The organism is Halalkalibacter kiskunsagensis (assembly GCF_037027555.1).
GTDB lineage: Bacteria > Bacillota > Bacilli > Bacillales > Bacillaceae_D > Halalkalibacter > Halalkalibacter kiskunsagensis.
Map to the genome: position 1 here is coordinate 98,930 of NZ_JAXBLX010000011.1, position 20,832 is coordinate 119,761.

The following is a 20,832-nucleotide window of genomic DNA, read 5'->3' on the forward strand; positions in this document are numbered from 1 at the left end:
TTCTATTATCCAGAAAATGCACTAGCTGTTACGATTCGGTGATACGAATTTCTTCCTAATGCTCCTTCAGGCATTACCCACGGCGCATCGTGATATAGACGATCTTCTTCTAACTCTTCAATATTGTCAACATTCCCAATAAGCCAATTTTGCAGTCTTTCATAAGCTGAATCTAGACGAGTGATAACTCCTCCATATCGAATATCAAGCACTTCCCATCCAAACGGTTTATTTGTCGAAAACCAAAGGGTACGGTGAAGTTTACGTAACTCATCTACCGCTTTTCTCAAAGGACTAAGTTGATCTGATAATCTCTTTATTTCTTGCCTATCTTGACTATCATAAGCACTCTTTAGCTTTAGACCAAACTCTGCTTTTACACTGAGAACGCGAGCAAGTTGAACATAGTAACTAAATATAGAGCTCCACTGTTGGTTACGATCTTTCGCTTCTATTAAACGGCTAGCTAACTCTTCATAATGCTGATTCATTGGCAGTCCCTTAATGTTAGCATCATACAGACCCGTCAGCACATCTTGATATAATAAAAACTTGGATGGATGGGATTCTTTTAAGTTGCCTTTTGACACGCCAGGAGTTTCATCAAAGTCATTTAATGTTAAAAAGTCCTCTATATTACCACCGACACAGAATGAAAAGCGTTCAGCAAGTCGTGTACGATCGACTTTTTCTGCATAGCCATGTTCGGCAAATAGTTGTAAGCCAACTAAGCCTGAATATGGATGTGTTTCTGCACCATTATCGCCCCACATTGTTGCAAACACTTCTTTTACACCTGTTTTTTTACAAGCAGAAAGAGCTGCATCTGTTGTCGCAAAGGTTTTGCCATAATTCGGAGCAATGCCATTCCAAGTCCAAACTCCTCCTGCAAAAATAGGATTTGACCCAAATGCCTTATGCTTTTCAATAAACTTTTGATAAAACGCCTCATCCGTGTGATAATAATCCCAATAGACTAGTTGAAGATTCTCAGGAATTGATTCAATTACATCTGCTGGAATGTCCGCATTTAGATCATAATAATTACCATTCTTTGAACCTAATCGAAAGTACATATCACTCCAAATTATTGGATTCAAGTGGTATTTATCCGCAATGGAGACAACCTTTTTCAAGTGTTCATTCATAATCGAAAAGCGTTGTCGATACCCATTCTCTTCTAAATAAGTTCCTAATCCAAGTCTATGTGCCTCATCCATTCCAATATGAATGCGATTTGTACGAAATGGTCTACTCGCTGTTTGGATTAAGTCTTCAATAAACTTATACGTTTTTTCTGATCCTACTAGAAGAATATCTTCCGTATCTCTCATTTCACCAGCATAATTCCATTTCAACGCCTCTGTCAAGTGAGCCAACGTCTGAATACATGGCACCATTTCAATACCTAACAGGTGGGCGTAATCATCACAAGCTTTTAATTCCTCTTCACTATACCGTCCGCGCATATAACCAAAATACGGGTAATTCTCGACTGCAAACGTATCTTCTGTATACATCATAACCACATCTAAACCCATAATCGCCATTTTTCTCAATAACAATTGAATTCCAGAAACAGTCATCACCGCATTTCGTGAAGCATCAATCATAATGCCATTCATCGTAAATTGAGGTACTTCAGTAATTTGAAATTCGGTACTACGTTGAACTTCTTCTATCCATAGACCCAGAGCACGAAAGAAGTGAATCCTTTTCTCATAAGCAATAGCACCTCTTTCCTTATTGCAATCTATTTCGATCGGTCCCTGTTTTTGCTGAATATGTATTGGAAACCCCTTTTCATCTTGCTGTATTCCTAATTCATTACATATGATATCTAGGCCATCTGCGAGAGTTTCTACCTCTCCTTTAAAACAAACGTTCACCCTTACCCCTCCTCTATTTATCTATCATTCGGCTATATACACCGGGAAATGAATTCTCAATAATTGTTGCTCCGACACATTTTTGATAAAAAGGTACTGCATCTGTTACCCAGCCAATAATCGCATAACCAAAGCCTGCTTCCTTCATCGCTAATAAGCATTTCTTTGTTAATAGAACACCGATCCCTTTTCCTCTTAATTCTTTGGATACACCGAGAGGCCCGAAATAACCTTTTGCTGTAGACTCATAACAAGCAAATCCTATTATTTCTTGATTTTTCACAGCAATAAAACATGTCACTGGACTTGTAGTTAGCGCAACCTCACATTCATTTACCCATGTATCAGTAAAATGACTCCGTACATATTTTAATATAAGATGCTTATCAATGGGCAAAGCTCTCTTAAACGTAATGCCTTCTTTTTTCAACGTTTCTAAATGTTTAATATGTTCATATTCATCGAGATCATATAATTTCACAAGCATATCAACCGCCATAAATAATCCTCACTTTCTGTTATCTATAATTATGTATAATCAACATTTCACACTAAAAAAAACCTTAAAGATAATACAAGATTTATTAGAAAAGGAACCCCATATAGGCGTTCCTATAAATTTAAAATCAAGCAACTCTGAACACAGTTAAACAATTTTATACTTTGGTGTTACTTTATCAAAATGTGGGTTTTCTCCACTTACCATTAACCCCATTCCCCAATCAAAGTGAGTGTCTTCAACTGGAAAATCTGAAGCATCACGGTATTGGAATAAGACATTTCTTCGATTTCTTTCACTTCGATTCACATCAGAACCGTGAATCGTTAAATAGTTAAAAAATAGCACATCACCTGGCTCAGCAGGACAAGGTGTTCCAATAGAGATTGGATATTCTTTATGATTTAAATAGTGCCTTCCTATATGTTCGATCGCTCCTTCTTTATGCGATTTAGGAATCACTCGTAAACATCCGTTTTCTTCAGTACTATCATCTAAATGAACACTTGCTGCTAACATCGTATGATTTTCATGTGGAAAATAAGGATGATCCTGATGCATTGGAAATGCAGCTCCATTTTCCGGCGGTTTTACAAGCATCTTTGAATGATGAAGCTGTACATTTGGGCCAATTATTTGTTTTAACACAGACACCATGTTTGGGTGGGCTAGTGCTTTTAAGAAAGCCGAATCATGATAGTGAACATTATGAAATCCCTTTAAAACAAGTCTTTTTAATTGTTCCTTTGGTAAATAATCGCCATCCCAAGCTGCATTCACATCTTTGTTTGCTTTTGCCGCTCTGTGAATAATACGATCTATCCCATTCTTCATCTCTTCTACTTCCTGTTTGTTAAAAACACCCTTCACTAATAAATATCCTTCTTCTTTGTAAAATTCTACATCTTTTGACTTTATCATCATTATTTCATCTCCTTATTTTTTCAATATTGTTTAAACGCTTTCATTGGTATTATAATAAAAATGACAAGTTTCAGTCTTTGGACAAAGAAGACATCCTTTTGTCTAATTACGCCATAGCGTTTGGAGATGAATTAAATGTATCTAATCAAAGAAAGCGAGAGTCGATTAAATCAGCAAGCCATATTATTGAAAAGCAAAGATGTTTCGTTTCGAGTTCATTTTTGGGGTATTGATCCCTGCTTGACTTATAATCCCATACACAGGCACTCGTTCTTTGAAATTTGTTACGTTTTAGCTGGTGAAGGAACGTACCTAGATGAAGGAATCGTTTACTCTCTTCACAAAGGTACGTTTTTCTGTTCAAGACCTCGAATTAGTCATCAGATTCAAAGTAAAGAAGGATTGTTTTTACTGTGGGTTAGTTTTGAACTTGATGAAACAACTTCTAGTTCACCATATATCGATCAATATTTATCAATGGCACAAGAGGGCATACCCGTTGTCTATAATGGCAACACTGCATCGACGGCATCATTATGGAAATCACTCCTCATCCCTGACCAAAAACAATGGGCTATTCCATCCAGTGCCTTATCTAGCATTGCCCATACATTACTCCTATCCTTTGTTTCTCTCTTTCTAAAAACTAAGGAACAGATTCAAACAAACCATCCTGTGTCAAACCCAATTCTTCAGAGAGCTAAATTATTTATCACCGATAATATAGAAAAGGAGTTAACGTTAGAAATCGTTGCTCATTACCTGAATGTCTCAACCAGACATTTGTCTCGTTTATTCTCTGAAGGAATCAATGAAAGTTTCGTTACCTTTATAAAAAAAGAAAGAGTTAAAAAGGCGAGTTATTTATTAGAGAAAACGGAACTTCCAATCAAAGAAATTGCCTCTAAAACTGGTTTCGGAAGCGTTCATTATTTCACTAGAATCTTTCGCCAGGAAGTAGGCCTCCCACCTGGACAATTTCGTCAAAACATCCGAGACTAAATAAAAATTATCAAACAGAAGCTATAAATGTATATCAGCTTCTGTTCACAATCATGTCAGGTATTACCGTCTTATTTTATGATCCCAACTAGTCTTTACACCTCTTTGCAAAGAGTCAGCAAGCATGATCCGTTCTTTTTGACTTCGAATAATGTCGTTTCGAATTCTTTCCATGTCAAATTCATTGGAAATTCTCACTTCAAACTTTTCCATGATCGGTTCATATTCAGTCAATTGAGCGAGGTCATGAACTTCATGAGGATCATTCTCTAGATCAAAGAGAAGAGGGGCGTGTTCATGAATGTACACATATTTATACCGCCCTTTTCTCACCATCACCATTGGTTGAATAGGTCCTTCTCCGTAATATTCACAAATAACTTCATCTTTCCAATCTTCATCATCACCAATGATTAAAGAATCCAGACTATCTCCATTCAACTCTGCAATCCACGTATCACAATCAGGAACATTTCCAAGCTTCATAAACGTTGCGGCTACATCCACAAGTGAAACCACTTCACTTACTCTTTTCCCTTTTGGAAAATGTTCAGGACATGAGATAACTAGAGGAATTTTAGTGGCAGGGTCATAGAACGTTCTTTTAAACCACATTCCATGTTCTCCTAGCATTTCACCATGGTCACTAGTTACGACAATGATCGTATTATCCATCATGTTTAATCTTTCAAGTTCAGAAACTATCTGTCCAACCTTCGCATCAAAATACGTAACCATTCCGTAATAAGCTCTTCGATTTTTAAGAACCTCTTCTTCTGTTAATTGACAAATATCTAATTCATGATGTTTTTGAATCCATTGATTAAAAGGATGCATCTCTTCTATTTCCACAGGAGCGACATCAGGTAACGGAATGTCGACACTGTTATACATATTCCAATATTCTTCTGTTATATGAAAAGGGTCATGTGGATGAAAGAAAGAAGCACACAGAAAGAAAGGCTGTGTTTCCTTCTTTCTCTTAAACGTTCTAATTTGCTCAACTGTCCGGTGTAAAACCTTTTCATCGTAATCTAGATTGTTGTTAATTTCGCAAACTCCAGGATTTTTTAACCGATTTACTCCAGTGCCATGATTATGATAAACCCCTTTCGTCCAATCAGGTGTAAGGTCAAATGCAGCTGTATGAATATCTTTCGTCAAACGATGCTCAAACCCATGCAATTGATCTGGACCAACAAAATGCATCTTCCCTGATAATACCGTCTCATAACCAGCCCTTCTTAAATGATGCAAAAAAGTCGGCGTGTCAGCTGAAAATTCAGAACCATTATCATAGACTCCAATTTCATTTATATGTTTTCCTGAAACAAAAGATGCTCTTGATGGAGCACAGATCGGCGAATTACAGTAAGCATTTTCGAAGGTTACACCATTTTGCACTAACCGATCGATATTCGGTGTTTTCACAACGGGATGCCCTAATGCCCCAATAACATCAGGAGCCATTTGATCCGCCATAATCATAACAATATTCGGTTTCGCATGTTCCATTGCCTTCCACTTCCTTTTGTTAAGACTCAAGTTACTATTTATTATTTTTACCTTCTTGAAGCTCAAGTTTGTGAAACAACGGCAAGGCAATCATTAGCCAAAAATAAGCAATTGCACTACCTAAGAAAAACGGAATGATTCCTGGTATTTTACTCATAACAAAAATCGTCCCATATCCAATAAACAGCATCCAAAGAGCTCGAAAAGGAGAGGAAAATGCCATTAAAATTGATAGTTTCAAATATTGATACCATTTCAATTCAAATTGCACGTAAACAGGAAAGAAAAAGACTATGGCCAGCAGGTAAACGAAAGCTAATATATATAATAAGAGTTGAAAGATTTGCTGATACAATGAATCACCGAATTCGTAAACCATCACATCAACATACAATACATAACCAATCAAAATCAAAATGAGCCCTGCAGCATTTGATTTTACAAATTCTTTCTTGAAACTAGTCCAGAATTCTTTAAAAATGGACATCTCAAGCTTTCTTCTCATCCATTTTCTTAAGACGGTAAACATGGCAACCGTTGCTGGCACAAAGCCTAAAAATAGTAATCCTAGTAGAGTAAATCCAATCCATAATAGGTTTATATAAGCCAAACACGCAAACCATTCGGAAAAACGAGCTAGTCCACTTTTCCAATCCTGTTTCTCCATTTTTCCAGCTCCTTTTCTAAGATGCGGTATATAACATTTTATAGACTATTTATTTATATTAATTACGATAGCCGGTTCATAAGAGGAACAATCAACTACATAAATTGGTTGTTCTTCATTCAATCGACTCACTGTCACGGCTTGACCGTTTACCGTTACAAGACTTGGTTGTGTCTCGGCAACAAAGGCAAACTTGCCACCTTCTTTTAACTGTACAGATAGCGATTCTGTAGATGAATAATTCGTTTTAAATGTAGATGATGAAATATATTTGTCTATTAACCCTATAGGTGCTAACTGAGACTGTTTAGTTATAAATAGAAATAACTCACATTCCTCTTGAAGCAAGGTAATTGGTTTTCTCTCACCCATTTTCATTACCTCTACCTTTTGCTTAAAGTAATCGTATACAAAGTACTCATCAGCACTTGCTCCCTCAATATCAGATGGGCTTATCGTTCCTTCTACCTCGTTTCCAAATAAATCCACATTGAATGTGGCGATCACTCCTGCTTCACCAGATGTATTCCACACCTTTAACGGTACTCTATCACAAGTAGGATCATTTAGGAGAATATCAGCAGTTGGTTTACCAGGTTGATCACAACGTAAGATTCGTCCATCCTGATATATTAAAGGCCATATTACTTCAGGAACCGTTTCTCCGACAGCATCACTGGTGTAAATAGGACCACCACTCACTGCTCGTAACAATGCATGACGTTTGGCATCTTTGTGTTTGCTCCAAAACATATCCCAATCACCCCAGTATAATTCACCATGATAGAATGAATTATAGACATTTTGTATAGCATGTTCAGCAAACCCATTTTCATCCTCTGGAACAAAGTCATCACCGCTTCTTGAGACAGCAGAAATCGGGCGGTTCCAAATATTCTCAGACGCCATACCCATACAATTGATCATACAATGATCAAAATGAATTCCAACTGACGCTTCTAAGGCTTTATGAGATTCTAAGGAAGATTCTCCTACAGACATCTGCTCCATCATGAAGTTATTAATCCCACTTTGACCATCTACTTTTACAAAGTCAATCCCTTGCTTTTTCAAGTAAGTATGCCACGTATCCCAGAAGCGGTATCCTTTCTCTGAGTCAGGATATGGAATGAGTTTCTCGCTATTTGTCTTATAAATATTAGGCTCCATTTCTTTTGCTAATAAACTATCTGGATCAATCCCACCCCAATAGCCAGCAAACGTATGCCATACCCCTACCGAGTCAACACCATATGTGTTCTTCACTTGATTCGTTAAGTTCTTAAAGCCTCCTGGGAATTTCTTAGGATCGGGTTCAAATGTAGTAAGACGATCGTTTGTGGTTTTTGACCATCCATCATCAATCATCAACCATTTAACCGGTACCTGTTTTTCCTTTAATTCTTTTACCTTGTTTAAAATCCCTTCTTCGTTGACTTCTTGGTAAAATGCATCCCAACTACACCATCCTAAATGTTCTAACCTTTCTGGATAACGTTTTTCGTTAATGGCACAAGATTCCCCACGTAATTCAATAACCTCTTTCGTTATCTGTTTTGATAATTCAAAGGGCGTATCCCCTTTTCCTAATACAAAAACAGGAGTTTGACAACGGTTACGTCCACCATCATATGAAGAAATAGCTATATCAAATCCTTGTTCTGCTCCTCTTATATCTGCCTTAAAAACCGATGCACATATTGGGAGTAAATGATAAAAAGAATTCTTACTTTTCCATAGTAATGATTGAGTTCGATCTGGTAAAGTAGATAAATCATTGTTAAAATGCGGCCTAGTCCACCAATCTTTGTGGCGGTAATTCGCCATCAATCCTTCAAACTCGCCTAGCGTTTTGACTTTAATTACAACACCATTCTCAGAAGATAAATAATCATTACGTGCAAAAAGTCTTTCATGATGAATCGTTACATCTACAAAAGCATGCACAAACTGCTCATAACAGTCTAACGTAAATGAAAAATCAAACTGATTATTGTCGTTAGAAACATATTCATACCGACTATACTTACCAAATTGATTGATCCCTTCTCCTATTTCCTTGGTTACAAGATTTACATCAACACAAGTAGATTGATTGAGGGTTACTTGAAACTGCATGCCCCCCATCACCTTTTCTTCATTATTTTGAATTTGTAAATGTTTATTGTCATTATGAAGTTGAAACACTGATATTCCCCCTTATCGATGGAGCCCGTTTTAATTCTAACTTGTACAACTCAATTAAATTATTTCTTAAAATATTATTTGCAAACTCACAAGCCTCTTGTTCTGTTAATTCTCCACTTTCCACTTTTTCCGTTAGTACTTCTGTAAGGACCTTCCTTGCGAGTTTCGCATGAGCATACGTCCCTTCCACTTGACTGTAATCTCCGCCAAAGCCGATAATTTTGTTTTGTGGAACCATTTCAATCATTTGTGATAACAATTGTTTTGTAGCCGTTGGAGAAAGAATGTAACACCAAGTCAAATCCGCATAAACATTTGCGAAATTTTTTACAATTGACAAAAATTCGTTATAATACGGATATCCTCCGTGTAGAAGAACAAAGATAGCCTCTTCATATTCTAATAGTAAAGGTACAAGGTCTGTAACTTTGGAATTCGTGATGATGTTTCCGTTTGAAGATACACTAGGCTCTTGATGCCCTGTATGAATTTGAATAGGCATTTTAAAATCAATTGATCTCTGAATGATACGATGAATAAGATAATCCTGAAGTGGCTTTGCTTCATCTTGAGATAAACTTTCACCCAAATGAAACATCTTTAATTGATTGAATACTTTGGCTGCATCTTGTCTGGTTGGTTTTTCTACATGTAATGTGCGCCAATAAGCAGCACCTATCTTTGTTGCTGCCATCCCTTCTTTCACATAACGCTCAATTAATTTATCTAAGACTTGTAGATAATCTTCAAATTCATGAACAATTGTACCAGTTAATTTTTCAATAGATTTGATATCTTGCAAAGTTCGCAGTTTAAACGTATGATCCATAAACATCACTGGCCTAAACAATTCAAAGTCAACTTTTGTTGTAAATATAAGAGTAAAAGCAAGATCAATCCCTGCTTTTTCTTTCAGCACTCGTTCATATAATTTAGGATCTTGTGAGGCTTTTCGAACTCTTTCACTTAATGCAACAATACCTTCCTTTGTCCAGTCATTCATGCCATATAAATCTTCAACTGCCCAACGAAGCATTTGCGCATACGTTGTATTTTTGGTTTTATTCCAGTATTTCAAAAAAATCTCAGCTTTTTCTTCATCAGACATGTTATTGTCTCTTTCAAAGAAAGCTGAATCTAATCCTGCTGTAATTAAATCTGATCTTACATAGTGCAACAGATCAAAGAAATCAGCATTCATTTTTTGCCTGTCTTTTTGAGGAATTAAATGCTCGTGTCCATCTATTATGCGTATGTTCTGAATGTGTTGTGCTAGTGTATTCAATGTGACTGACTCCTTTTTTGAGAGTGACGACTGTCCAAAAATAAAAGACAATCGCCGCCTTATCAGAAAGTTATTCTACTTGTAAATCTGGATAAGCATTACGAACTTCATTTGTAAATCGTTCAATAATCTCTTCGTTTGAACGATTGTTTTCAACACCAGCTGCGACTGTGTCATAGAACATTCTTGAGATATCTTCATCAGTCTCTGTTGAACGTGTTGCTGGGATATCCATTACTACGTCGCTATACACATCAAGCAACTGTTGATCTCCAAAAAATTCATGGGTGAATGAATCTTTGTTGTTCTCATAAACAGTTTGAAGTCCAGGCATATTTCCTGTTGCCTCTAAGTTGTGCTCTTGCCATTCTGCGCTTGCAATATATTTGATAAATTCATACGCTAATTCTTTATTTTCAGATCCTTCATAGATAGAACGATACGTCCCACCGTCGTAATAACCTTTTGGTGTCATCGCAAGACCATACTTCTCTTCTGCCTTGCCATCTTCATTATTGACCATAAATCCTGCCCAAGCAGGCATAGCAAACATGATCACATTCCCTTCATTTAGCGCATCTCCCCAACCAGCAGAAAAGAAACCTAGCTTTGCATCGACTCCTCCATCGCGAATCTCACGCATATGATTAATGATCTCTTCCCAATTTGGATTAATTACCAACTGTCCATCCTGTACCCATAGCCCTTGGTGTGATTTTTCTACATTAAATACATCTCCAAAATGCGAAAGTAAATGAACTTCACTATCACTATCCTCTTGTACTTGTTTCCCTAACTCAATAATACTTTCCCAGTTACTAACCATCTCAGAGATTTCCTCTGGATCATCTGTACCAAGATATTTTCTCGCTTGTTCACGGTGATACCAAAAAGCTCCAGGTGATGAATGGTCAGATATTGCACGAATTTCCCCGTTCTCTCCCTCTCCTAGTGCTCTTACATACGGTACATAATCCTCTACTAATTCATCCGCTCCCATTGCCGATAAATCAGCCACAAAGTTTTGATTAATGAACTTACCCATATAGCCTCTTTCAAGATCAAAGATATCAGGTACATCTGTTCTCGTTTGAATCGCTGTCATAATTTTCGTTTGGTATTGATCACCTGGGAACACGCTTACATTCACATCAACATTTGGGTACTTCTCTTCGAAACCAGCTGCCATATCCTCAACTTGTCCAAAGAACGTCCAAATTTCTAGTTCCCCTTCTAATTCTTCTGGTGAGACCTCAGCAGTGGCCTCTCCATTTTGAACCACTTCTGTTTCCGTCTCATCGGAACCTCCACAAGCTGTTAATCCCCCAAGTACGGCCATCATTGAAGCAAATAAGGTGACTTTTTTCCATCGTTTCAAAATAATTCTCCTCCTTAAAAGTTGCGTAATTTCCCCATAAGTCTTTACAGCCTACTACTCTAGCAAAATACTTTTACTATCTCCCCCTTTTTAAAATCAACCTCTCTGCAAAGCTGTATGATCATTCTTTAATCGCACCTGCCATAACATTTCGAATGATTTTTTTAGATGCCATTGCAAAGAAAATTAAAATTGGAACAACAGAAATAACAATCCCAACATATTGCGCACCATAATCAACGTTAAACTGACTCCTAACACTAGCGATCATTACTGGCAAAGGTTGAAGCTCATTATCAAATAAGATAATCATCGGCTGCAAAAATTCATTCCACTTCCCAATGAACAAAAAGATACCTAATGTAGCAAGAGAAGGTGTTAGAAGAGGAAGAGCAATACGGTGAAAGATTTGCAATTCACTGCACCCATCAATCCGTCCTGATTCTAGCATCTCTTTAGGAACAGAAGAATCAGCTACTTGTTTTAAGAAAAAGATCCCAAACGCATTCCCAATCGATGGTAAAATTAATGGCCAATAAGTATTAATTAATCCTAACGTGCTCATTAAATTAAAGAACCCTATAATTCCCAATTGACCAGGAACCATCATGGTCGCTAACACAAAAGCAAATAACGGACCATTTCCTTTAAAGTTATATTTAGAAAAGCCATATCCAGCTAATGCTGAAAAATAAAGTCCAAGAAATGTGGAAGAAACCGTAATAATTAAACTGTTAAGAAATCCTCTCCATATAGGGACAACATCTGTCAGTCGCCCATAGTTGTTTAAAAATTGATCACCTGGGAGCAACAACAACTTCCGCGATATATCAGCATTTGCGTGTGTCGATGTAATGATCATGCTGTAAAACGGAAGCAAGCAAAGAGCCGCAGCTAAAATAAGAATGATATAAATCATCGCTCTTATAACAAAACGCTTTTTCTTGTTGATTGTGTCTTCAGTTTCAACGGCTGGATGTAAAGTCATTTTGCTCATTTCGCATCCTCCTTCTTCCTTGATCTCGTAATAAGAAGTGATATAACGGAGAATATCGCAATTAGGATGAATATCGCATAAGCAATCGCAGCTCCGTAACCATAGTTATAACGGATAAAAGCGGTTTCATATAAATACATAACCATTGTTAAGGTGGAATTCTCCGGTCCTTTTCCAAGCATCAATGGTTGATCAAAGATTTGTAAACCACCAATTATCGAGGTAATCATCGTAAAGATAAGTACAGGCCTAAGCAATGGAAGGGTAATCTTAAGTGCAGCTTGAAATTTTGATGCTCCATCAATCTCAGCCGCTTCATAGAGATCATCTGGAATTGCCTGTAATCCTGCAAGAAACACTAACATGTTAAACCCAAACCACTGCCACATCATGATCGTAGCAACGATCAGTTGTGATAAAATCGGACTATTAAACCAGTAGACAGGATCATCGACTATTCCGATTGACATTAACAATTTGTTAACACTACCAGTCTGCCAATCAAACATTAAGGCGAATAGAACACCTAGAGTGACAGGTGTGACAATGTTTGGGAAGTAAAAGATAGCGTGAAACAAATGTTTACCACGAATGAACTTTTCATGTAATACAAGAGCTAGAGTTAGGGCAATTGTAAGTTGCGGGATAATCGACAAGATCCAAATAATTAATGTATTACCAATTGACTTATAAAACAACCCGTCACTCAGCAATCTTTCATAGTTGGAGAGTCCAACAAAGGTAGGTTCATTAAACCCACTCCAATCCGTAAAACTAAGATAAAGAGAATACAATATAGGTGCTAAGCCAAATATGAAGAAAACGATGAAAAAAGGTGCTATAAAGTAATATCCATGTGACCCTTTATCAATCTTTGCAAACATTGTGTCAACTCCTCCTTTATTAAAGTAAGTTCTTACATGAATTTCGAACAATTAATTCTGGTCGTATCAATACGCGTTCTTTCATGACTTCGTCTGTATTTTTCATAATATTGATTAAACCGTCTGCAGCTTTTTCTCCCATTTCGTAAAGCGGCTGCCTTATGGTTGTAAGAGTTGGATATATCCATCTCGCTATCTCAATATCATCAAACCCAACAATCGAAAAGTCTTGAGGTACACGAAATCCTAATTCATGAGCACAAAGCAACGCTCCAATAGCCGTTTCATCATTTGAAGCAACTAAAGCTGTAAATCCCCCAAACTTCAGCAGTTCTTTCATAGCTTTGTACCCACCCTCTTTAGACCAGTCAGACCCTACAATCCACTCTCGTTTGTACTCTAGTCCCAACTCCTCTAGAGCGTTTTTATAGCCTTTGGTTCTATATTCTGTTGCTGCTATATCATTAGGTCCTGCAATAAATGCCACCTTTTCATGTCCTATCCGATGAAGATAATGTATCAATTCATGAATTCCATATTGGTTATCGACGTCAACAGATAAAATTTGTTGATCAGCTTCTCCATCCCCGACAAGTACGATTGGAATCGTAATATCCCGAATTCTCTCTAGCAGTTCTTGAGAGCGTTTTGAGAAACTGATAAAAATAAGTCCGTCTACTTGACCTTCTTGCACTAAATCCAAAAAGTCTATTTCACTTTGATGGTTTGATGTACCACTGTAGTAAACACAATGATAACGATGAGCGTTCGTTACTTTTTCTATCCCTCTTAAAATACCAGAGTAGAAATTGTTGGATATATCATCTGCCACAATTCCAACGACTTGAGTCCGACTTTGCACCAACCTTCTTGCATTTATATTCGGATGATAGTCTAACTCTTTAATAGCTGACTTTAAGGCTTCTTCTGTATTCTTCTTTACCGGTTGTCCATTTAAATAACGTGATACAGTACTTTTTGAGGTCCTTGCTAACCTAGCGACATCTTTAATCGTTGGATTCAAATTTTCCACCTCCCTGATAAGAGTCCTGCAAATTTATAGTTTCATAAAAGCGTTAACCTAGTAGATACTTTCAACTTTGGGAACGTTCCTATTTTTACTTTTGGGAACGTTCCTAAATTCATGTATACTACCTTGTTTCCTTAACTTTATGCTACTCTATTCATTTATGCTTTTCAACACATTTTGATAAAATTCTCAATTTTAACATTAATCTAAAAACAACCAATCTACCATTCTAATAAATCAGTCTCAACTACTGGTAGACCTGCATCCTTGGGTACTCGGAACGTTTTAATTTCACAAGCACCAAACTGCGCTTGAATCACTCGGTTCAACTTTGTTAATGTAATCGTTGCGTCTGTTGCCTCTTTGTTTGTTTCGTAGCAGCGAATAATTATATCATCGTTATCTTCAGCTTGCTTCATGGCACTTATGATAATATTCTCACGATCTATCGAAACATATGAATCTTTTTGTGGTAACTCTCCCTCATGAAAGGTTTCAAGCAAGGTAATAGGCCGTTGGTTTAATTCAGCTGCATGTTTCACAGTCCCTGCTTCTTCCCAGCTGTCTTCATGCGGCAGAAGAGTATATGAAAAACGTTGAATCCCTTGATCAATAAAAGAATAGTCCCCGTCTGGATCCGGAACAAGTGGATCATGATGAGCATAAATCGGACTACGTAGCACCGTGATGCTTATCTCATTTAAATGCACATCATAACTATATTTAGCATCATTGGCGATACTTAAACCGTAGCGCCCCCCCGTCTCCTTAATCGTGCCTGATACATCAATCCAGCTTTGCCCTGGCTGCTCTTCTCCATTTGCTTCACGTACGATGTGACCATATGGAATTTCATAGGTTGCTCTTCGATGGACCAAGTTCATTGGATATTTCAGCTTTAGGACTTTGAATTTTTCTCTCCAATCGACGGTTACTTTTACATCAATGTGGTGTAACTCTTTATACATATTGAAGTCTTGAATAAGTCTAGATTGACCATACTCACTAACTACCCGAATAACAGACTTGACTGATCCATGTTCGACTCTTTGAATTCGAATAGGTCGAAACTCTCCTTCGACATCATCGAAACGAATCACATCATGAGACCACGTATCACTAGTATCATTAATAACAACAGGTCTAGCTGCCTCCCCATCAAACACTTCAAACTGCCGCTCTTTATCAAATAAACTTTTAATAAAACCTGTTTCCTGATTGATTTCTAACCGGTAGTGATCATTCTCTAATACATAATCACTTGCCTGAATCATCGAAAACTCTTTCGGTGTATTTTGCGAAACAACCTTATAAACTCGATACCCCATAGACGGAAGATCAGCGATAAAACTTAATCGATTTCGTCCATTTGTTGTAGCGCTCGACTGAACAACTTGGAGAGGGACTTGTTGGCCTTTTTCGTCAATTAACATTTGGTCTTCTTTTAATCGGTTAAACTCCACTTCGACATTCGTTTTCACATCCCACGAATGTGGATTGAATACAACGATCGGTATCATTCCATCTATTTGCTCAATATTTATATTCCATGCTAATGATTGAACAGCATAATTCAGTCCTCTTCGACCGATAGACATCGCTTCTCCATGCATGTCCCTAGCATCATCGTAGGCTTCCTCCAAACTAGTACCTGCTAAAATATCATGGAACTGATTGAAAAGTACATTTTTCCATGCTTGATCATAATCAGTTGGATACGGTTGCCCTGTTATCGATTCAGCAATTACAGAAAATTTTTCAGCGGCAGCTAATAGATTTTCTGCCTCTCTGTTCCATTTCTTAACCCCTGAATGAACAGCATAGCAGCCTTTAGCATGATTTTGTAAATCATGGTGAACGACAGGAAGAGAAGGATTCTGCTTTTTGAGTTCATCAAAAAATTGATTAGGCGAGCTTAATACAATTTGAGGCAAATCCTCTTGCTCGTTTAAGCGTTTTAAGCTTTCAATGTTCTCTATTGTTGGACCACCGCCATGATTCCCGACACCGTAGAAGCTCATAAGCTCATTAACCGGCTCTTTTAATTCTCTTGCACACCGGCGAACATGTTGTTCTAAATCTTTTCCCCACGTTGTATATTCAAATGGAATCTGGAACGTCATCACTCGTGAACCGTCATCTGACTCCCACCAGAATAATCGTCCAGGCAATCCTTTTTCATGTGGACCAGGTCTCATAAAAACATAATGATCCATCCCACTTTTCTTTAATATTTGCGGAAGCATGCTTGAGTGACCAAAACTATCAACGTTATAGCCGACAGTCGCCGTAACGCCAAACTTCTCTTTGAAATAATGTTGGCCATATAATCCCTGTCGCACAAATGATTCGCCGCTTGGAATGTTACAATCTGGTTGTAACCACCACCCACCGCAAATCTGCCAGCGTCCCTCTTTAACTCTCTCTTTAATTTCTTCAAACATTTTCGGGTCGTTCTTTTCCACCCATTCATACATAACAGCTGAACTAGACGTAAAAATGAAATCATCATATTCCTTTAACCGGTCTAATGCAGAACGGAATGTTGCTTTTGTTTCTTGAAACCCCTCTTGCCATTGCCAAAGCCAGACGGGATCCAAATGAGCGTTTCCTATCATATGTAAAGTCTTGTTTTTCATTGTATTTCCTCCTTGTTTCATAGTTTTAACTAAGTAATATTGCTTACCTTGAAAAAATCCATATAATTTATTTAATGCTGATAAGTAACCCTTTTAAAAACAAGATTACCTTAAACCATTGATTCTACAAATGTTATCACCTTATGTTGAGTTTGATCCCGTTTTTAAGTTCACTAAAAGTTGATTTCCTATCATAGGAATTTACTAGGAACGTTCCCAAAAGATAATAAAAAATTTATCTCCTCATAAGTTGTAACTAACTATCTTTTTTTTATTACTCTCTTTATTTCGAAAGTACCTGTTGTAAATCCTTCATTTTTTGTCGAAATTTTACTAAGACTACTATTTTATTTAAGTTTTTGAATTTTCATTTTCTAAAGCAAGAAGGGCTACTGAAAAACTAGCTAAATCCCCAATACTTTCTCCAAGACCAGCTGGTGTAATCTCGCAAACAGACAATGAAAGGTCTATTGCTTCTTTTTGTAATTCTTTAAGAACAAGAGGCTCTAAAATCTCTTGCTGCCTTCCGTAGATGCTACCAATTACGATCTTTTCTGGGTTCAATATATCAATTAGCATCGCTAGGCCTCTCCCTAGTTGAAAGCCTACAATTGAAAGTACTTCAAGTGCTAATGGATCACCTGTTTGGGCTGCTTCCCCTACCTTTTTCGTTGTAATCTCATCTACTTGCTCTACCGATGGACAGTACTTTGGAGGGTTTCCAGCTTCAATTGCTTTTATCGCCTTTTTCGTAGCAAGCTTAGCGATTCCTCCACCGCTACAAAACCCTTCAAAAGACCCTGCTTTCCCAAAACCAACAGGCCCGTCATTTGCTAACCTGACATGACCTACTTCTCCAGCTAAATCATTCGTTCCAGAATACAATTGTCCGTTTAGAATTAAACCTGCTCCCATACCTGTACCAAAAGTAAGGAAAATCATGTTTTCTGTGCCTATACCTGCTCCCCATCTCCATTCGGCCATCGCACCAGCATTCGCATCATTTTGCAAAGCGACTGGAATATTGTAGCGTTGTTCAAGTTGTGAAACAATTTCAATATTATCCCATCCTGGCAAATTCGGCGGCGACAAAATAATTCCTTGTCGACTGTTTAATGGGCCTCCACAACTTATCCCAATTGCATGTAAAGAGGATACTTGGTGTTCCTCCAGTAATTGATCCAATGTCTCCAACATAGAATCGATAGCTTTTTCTGGCGTATTAGGAGTCGGAAATTGTTTCTTTTTTATGATCTCGATTTCACCATCATCCAATCTTCCAAGGGAAATCGCACATTTGGTACCTCCGATATCTAATCCAGCTAATATTGTCACCATTGGAAAAACTCCTTTTCAAGCATGATACAAAGAGTATGATAGATTGGAAGATGTCTTTCTTGAATATCTAGAGTCTCCTGCCATGGAACACAAATACATACATCACAGAGTTCTTTCATCTTTCCGCCACTTTGCCCCGTAAACCCAATTGTTATTAACCCCTTTGCTTTCGCTACCTTCAACGCTTTCAATACATTATTCGAATTTCCAGACGTACTTAGTCCTATCACAACATCATTTTTTTGACCATATCCATACACTTGTTGAGCAAATACCATATCAGCGGCAACATCATTGGAAAATGCTGTCATTAGTGCAGAATGATTAGCAAGTGAAATAGCAGGCAGCGCTTGTTGTAAATGTTCGGCCATGTAACTTCCCTCATATTGGTCGATATCGAGTAATTTTTGCGTGAATTGAGAATCCACAGGTCTCTGCAATGTAAATCCTTTCATTAACTCACCGACAATATGGTCACAATCTGCAGCACTTCCACCATTTCCACACAATAAAAGCTTCCCTTCCTGCCTATAGCTTTCGGTTAAAAGCTCAAAAGCATATTGTATGTCAGCAGTACATTCGTTTAATTCAGGATATTTCCTCACTAATTTCTCAAGTTCTTGATTCATTTCATCTCCTCCTTCCTTGCCTGTTTCGTTAAATGATCAAATGCTTGGTCGATAAAGTCAGGACTTCCAAAGCTTCCTGATTTTAGAACGAAAAGATATGGTGGCTCTGTGTGAGAAAGACAAGACGGTAATCCAGGCTGTATTTCTTCCCATACCCTCATCCCACGAATTTGAAGGGCTTTACAGACAGTCGCTGAAGTATCCCCACCTGCAATTACAAAACGATATTGTTCTGTTTGTCCAATTACGTTAGCTGTAATATTTGCAATAGTTTCAGAAATATATCGCGAAATCTCTGTATTTCTCCATCCTCGTTTTGCCCCTTCTTCTTTTGTTGCTTTTACTTTTTCTTTTGTATTCGACGAATGTAGAATGACATGTTTTCCATTATTTATATTTGTGACAATTTGCTCGACCAATGGATTGATCATATTTTTCTGATCGTTATTTCTGATCAAAGCCAGTGTATCTAATTCTATCACTATATTTTCACTTTTCTTCATGTATTCAATCTGATCATTCGTTTGTGGCATCAGGCTTCCTGCAGCACAAAAGATCCCTTTTTTTCCACCGAAATCTGGCAGCGAAAGAGTACTCTTTCTTAGCTTTTGTTTCTTTTGAACTTTAGGGATTTCTTCAGCTAAAGCTGAACTTCCACATATCACCTTTTCTTCATGTACCGCTAATGCTATTTCAAATAAATCTTGTTGATTACTAACATCCAAAATGACATATTGGACCTTTTCTTCCAATTTCATTCTTAGAATCTCGTCTTTAATGATATTAGATCCTTGTCTAATAATCTTGTGGTGAATAGCCCCAACTTTACGCTTTGTTTGAGATTGCAAAATGCTCACTAAATCGGACTCATTCATTGGGTGGATGGGGTCATCTTTAAACTGAGATTCTTCTAATTTATTTCCATACACATAATGGACTGAATTAAGTGTTTGCCGCCCATTCTTCGGAAAACCCAATACAACAATGGCAAACTCTTCACCTAAAGCATCTAACATAGCATCAAATTCAGCACCAATATTGCCACGAAAAACAGAACAGGTTTTATTTATAAATTGAACTGCACCCGCTTTTTGTATATCCTTTGTCGCCTTAAATACTTTGTCATAAGCAGTTCTCTCATCATCTAACCTTGAATCTGTATCAAAAACTAACACATCTGGCTTTTGCTGCGACATATGATTTACAGTTGCAAAATCGTAGCTGTAAATGTCTACAATATAACCTGACTTTCCAAACATAACTCCAATATCGTTTGATCCAGTAATATCATCTGCAATTACACCAATCATTGGTCATCCCACTTCCTTCTTGGTTTATAGCCAGCATGGTGGAGAAAGTCATGAACAGTATCATTTGGCAATCGCTCTAACTCAACATTAGATCCCTTTGCTGTCACAAGCATTCGACAGGCAAATTCTAGTGACTGGAGTGCCATTCTTGCTTCTTTTATACTTGAATCAAAGACAAGAATTCCATGATTCTCTAACAAGAGGATGTTTGATCTTTTTGCCTTTTCCTTCACAGCCGCACCTAACTCTTCAGAACCTGGATGATGATAAGCTACTCGTTCAACACGCTCTAAATAATACATTGATTCTACAAAACACTCAGAAGGTATATCCATATTAGAACAAGCTACTAATGTGCTATAAAAAGGTGATGCATGTAGGATGGCATTAATGTCCGGACGTTGCTCATAAACTGCTTGATGCATCGGAATTTCCTTAGATGGCTTTTTTGATTCAGGGTTTCTCTTTCCATCATACGAACATTCAACGAAGTCATTTAAATCTAGCTCCCCTAAATATGTCCCACTTGCTGTAATTAAAAACTGATCACTTGAAGTTTTAGCACTAATATTTCCAGCATTTCCCCAAGCTAATTGATGTTCCATCATATACCGACCAACTTCTTGTAATTGTTTATTGACTGCATTTGTCTCAAGCAC

Annotated in this window: 17 protein-coding genes; 1 reads left to right on the top strand and 16 read right to left on the bottom strand. The window is 37.4% G+C overall.

The window, feature by feature from the left end; translation table 11 throughout:
• Nucleotides 1-5 precede the first annotated feature (5 nt).
• The 3 genes from SLH51_RS08495 to SLH51_RS08505 form a co-directional block, all read right to left on the bottom strand.
• Nucleotides 6-1,889, bottom strand: a complete 1,884-nt coding sequence (locus SLH51_RS08495; protein ID WP_335960654.1) for a beta-N-acetylhexosaminidase — start codon at nucleotides 1,887-1,889, stop codon at nucleotides 6-8.
• A 13-nt stretch (nucleotides 1,890-1,902) separates the two neighbouring features.
• The gene (locus SLH51_RS08500) at nucleotides 1,903-2,388 is read right to left on the bottom strand and encodes a GNAT family N-acetyltransferase (RefSeq protein ID WP_335960656.1); all 486 of its coding nucleotides are present in this window, start codon (nucleotides 2,386-2,388) and stop codon (nucleotides 1,903-1,905) included.
• A 147-nt stretch (nucleotides 2,389-2,535) separates the two neighbouring features.
• Nucleotides 2,536-3,309 (bottom strand): phytanoyl-CoA dioxygenase family protein, encoded by a 774-nt coding sequence (locus tag SLH51_RS08505; RefSeq protein WP_335960696.1) that lies wholly within the window; start codon nucleotides 3,307-3,309, stop codon nucleotides 2,536-2,538.
• Nucleotides 3,310-3,447: 138 nt separating this feature from the next.
• Here SLH51_RS08505 and SLH51_RS08510 point away from each other — a divergent pair, with 138 nt between their 5' ends.
• Nucleotides 3,448-4,314 carry a helix-turn-helix domain-containing protein gene (locus SLH51_RS08510; protein ID WP_335960658.1) on the top strand — a complete coding sequence of 289 codons (867 nt, stop codon included), beginning with the start codon at nucleotides 3,448-3,450 and terminating at the stop codon, nucleotides 4,312-4,314.
• 63 nt (nucleotides 4,315-4,377) lie between these two features.
• Here SLH51_RS08510 and betC read toward each other — a convergent pair whose 3' ends face one another.
• From betC to SLH51_RS08575, 13 genes are all read right to left on the bottom strand, one after another.
• On the bottom strand, nucleotides 4,378-5,829 hold the full coding sequence (gene betC / locus SLH51_RS08515; protein WP_335960660.1) for a choline-sulfatase: 1,452 nt from the start codon (nucleotides 5,827-5,829) through the stop codon (nucleotides 4,378-4,380).
• A gap of 34 nt (nucleotides 5,830-5,863) precedes the next feature.
• Nucleotides 5,864-6,496: a YesL family protein gene (locus SLH51_RS08520; RefSeq protein WP_335960662.1), complete on the bottom strand. Its 633-nt coding sequence runs from the start codon at nucleotides 6,494-6,496 to the stop codon at nucleotides 5,864-5,866.
• 45 nt (nucleotides 6,497-6,541) lie between these two features.
• On the bottom strand, nucleotides 6,542-8,683 hold the full coding sequence (locus SLH51_RS08525; RefSeq protein ID WP_335960664.1) for a Sip1-related alpha-galactosidase: 2,142 nt from the start codon (nucleotides 8,681-8,683) through the stop codon (nucleotides 6,542-6,544).
• A complete protein-coding gene (locus SLH51_RS08530) occupies nucleotides 8,667-9,968 on the bottom strand; it encodes an amidohydrolase family protein (protein WP_335960665.1) in 1,302 nt (433 codons plus the stop codon). Before SLH51_RS08530 ends, SLH51_RS08525 begins: the two co-directional genes overlap by 17 nt.
• 70 nt (nucleotides 9,969-10,038) lie before the next feature.
• Complete coding sequence (locus SLH51_RS08535) at nucleotides 10,039-11,346, bottom strand: ABC transporter substrate-binding protein (protein WP_335960667.1); 1,308 nt, start codon at nucleotides 11,344-11,346, stop codon at nucleotides 10,039-10,041.
• 121 nt (nucleotides 11,347-11,467) lie between these two features.
• Complete coding sequence (locus tag SLH51_RS08540) at nucleotides 11,468-12,343, bottom strand: carbohydrate ABC transporter permease (protein WP_335960669.1); 876 nt, start codon at nucleotides 12,341-12,343, stop codon at nucleotides 11,468-11,470.
• Entirely contained in the window at nucleotides 12,340-13,227 is an 888-nt protein-coding gene (locus SLH51_RS08545; protein ID WP_335960670.1) for a carbohydrate ABC transporter permease, read from the bottom strand. The genes SLH51_RS08540 and SLH51_RS08545 overlap by 4 nt, the downstream gene beginning before the upstream one ends.
• A 19-nt stretch (nucleotides 13,228-13,246) precedes the next feature.
• Entirely contained in the window at nucleotides 13,247-14,251 is a 1,005-nt protein-coding gene (locus SLH51_RS08550) for a LacI family DNA-binding transcriptional regulator (RefSeq protein ID WP_335960672.1), read from the bottom strand.
• 227 nt (nucleotides 14,252-14,478) lie between these two features.
• A complete protein-coding gene (locus tag SLH51_RS08555; protein WP_335960674.1) occupies nucleotides 14,479-16,896 on the bottom strand; it encodes an alpha-mannosidase in 2,418 nt (805 codons plus the stop codon).
• A gap of 351 nt (nucleotides 16,897-17,247) precedes the next feature.
• Nucleotides 17,248-18,234: an ROK family protein gene (locus tag SLH51_RS08560; protein WP_335960675.1), complete on the bottom strand. Its 987-nt coding sequence runs from the start codon at nucleotides 18,232-18,234 to the stop codon at nucleotides 17,248-17,250.
• Nucleotides 18,228-18,863, bottom strand: coding sequence for a D-sedoheptulose-7-phosphate isomerase (locus SLH51_RS08565; protein ID WP_335960676.1), 636 nt, complete (start codon nucleotides 18,861-18,863; stop codon nucleotides 18,228-18,230). Before SLH51_RS08565 ends, SLH51_RS08560 begins: the two co-directional genes overlap by 7 nt.
• Nucleotides 18,860-20,173: a four-carbon acid sugar kinase family protein gene (locus SLH51_RS08570; RefSeq protein ID WP_335960677.1), complete on the bottom strand. Its 1,314-nt coding sequence runs from the start codon at nucleotides 20,171-20,173 to the stop codon at nucleotides 18,860-18,862. Before SLH51_RS08570 ends, SLH51_RS08565 begins: the two co-directional genes overlap by 4 nt.
• Nucleotides 20,170-20,832: a class II aldolase/adducin family protein gene (locus SLH51_RS08575; RefSeq protein ID WP_335960678.1), complete on the bottom strand. Its 663-nt coding sequence runs from the start codon at nucleotides 20,830-20,832 to the stop codon at nucleotides 20,170-20,172. Before SLH51_RS08575 ends, SLH51_RS08570 begins: the two co-directional genes overlap by 4 nt.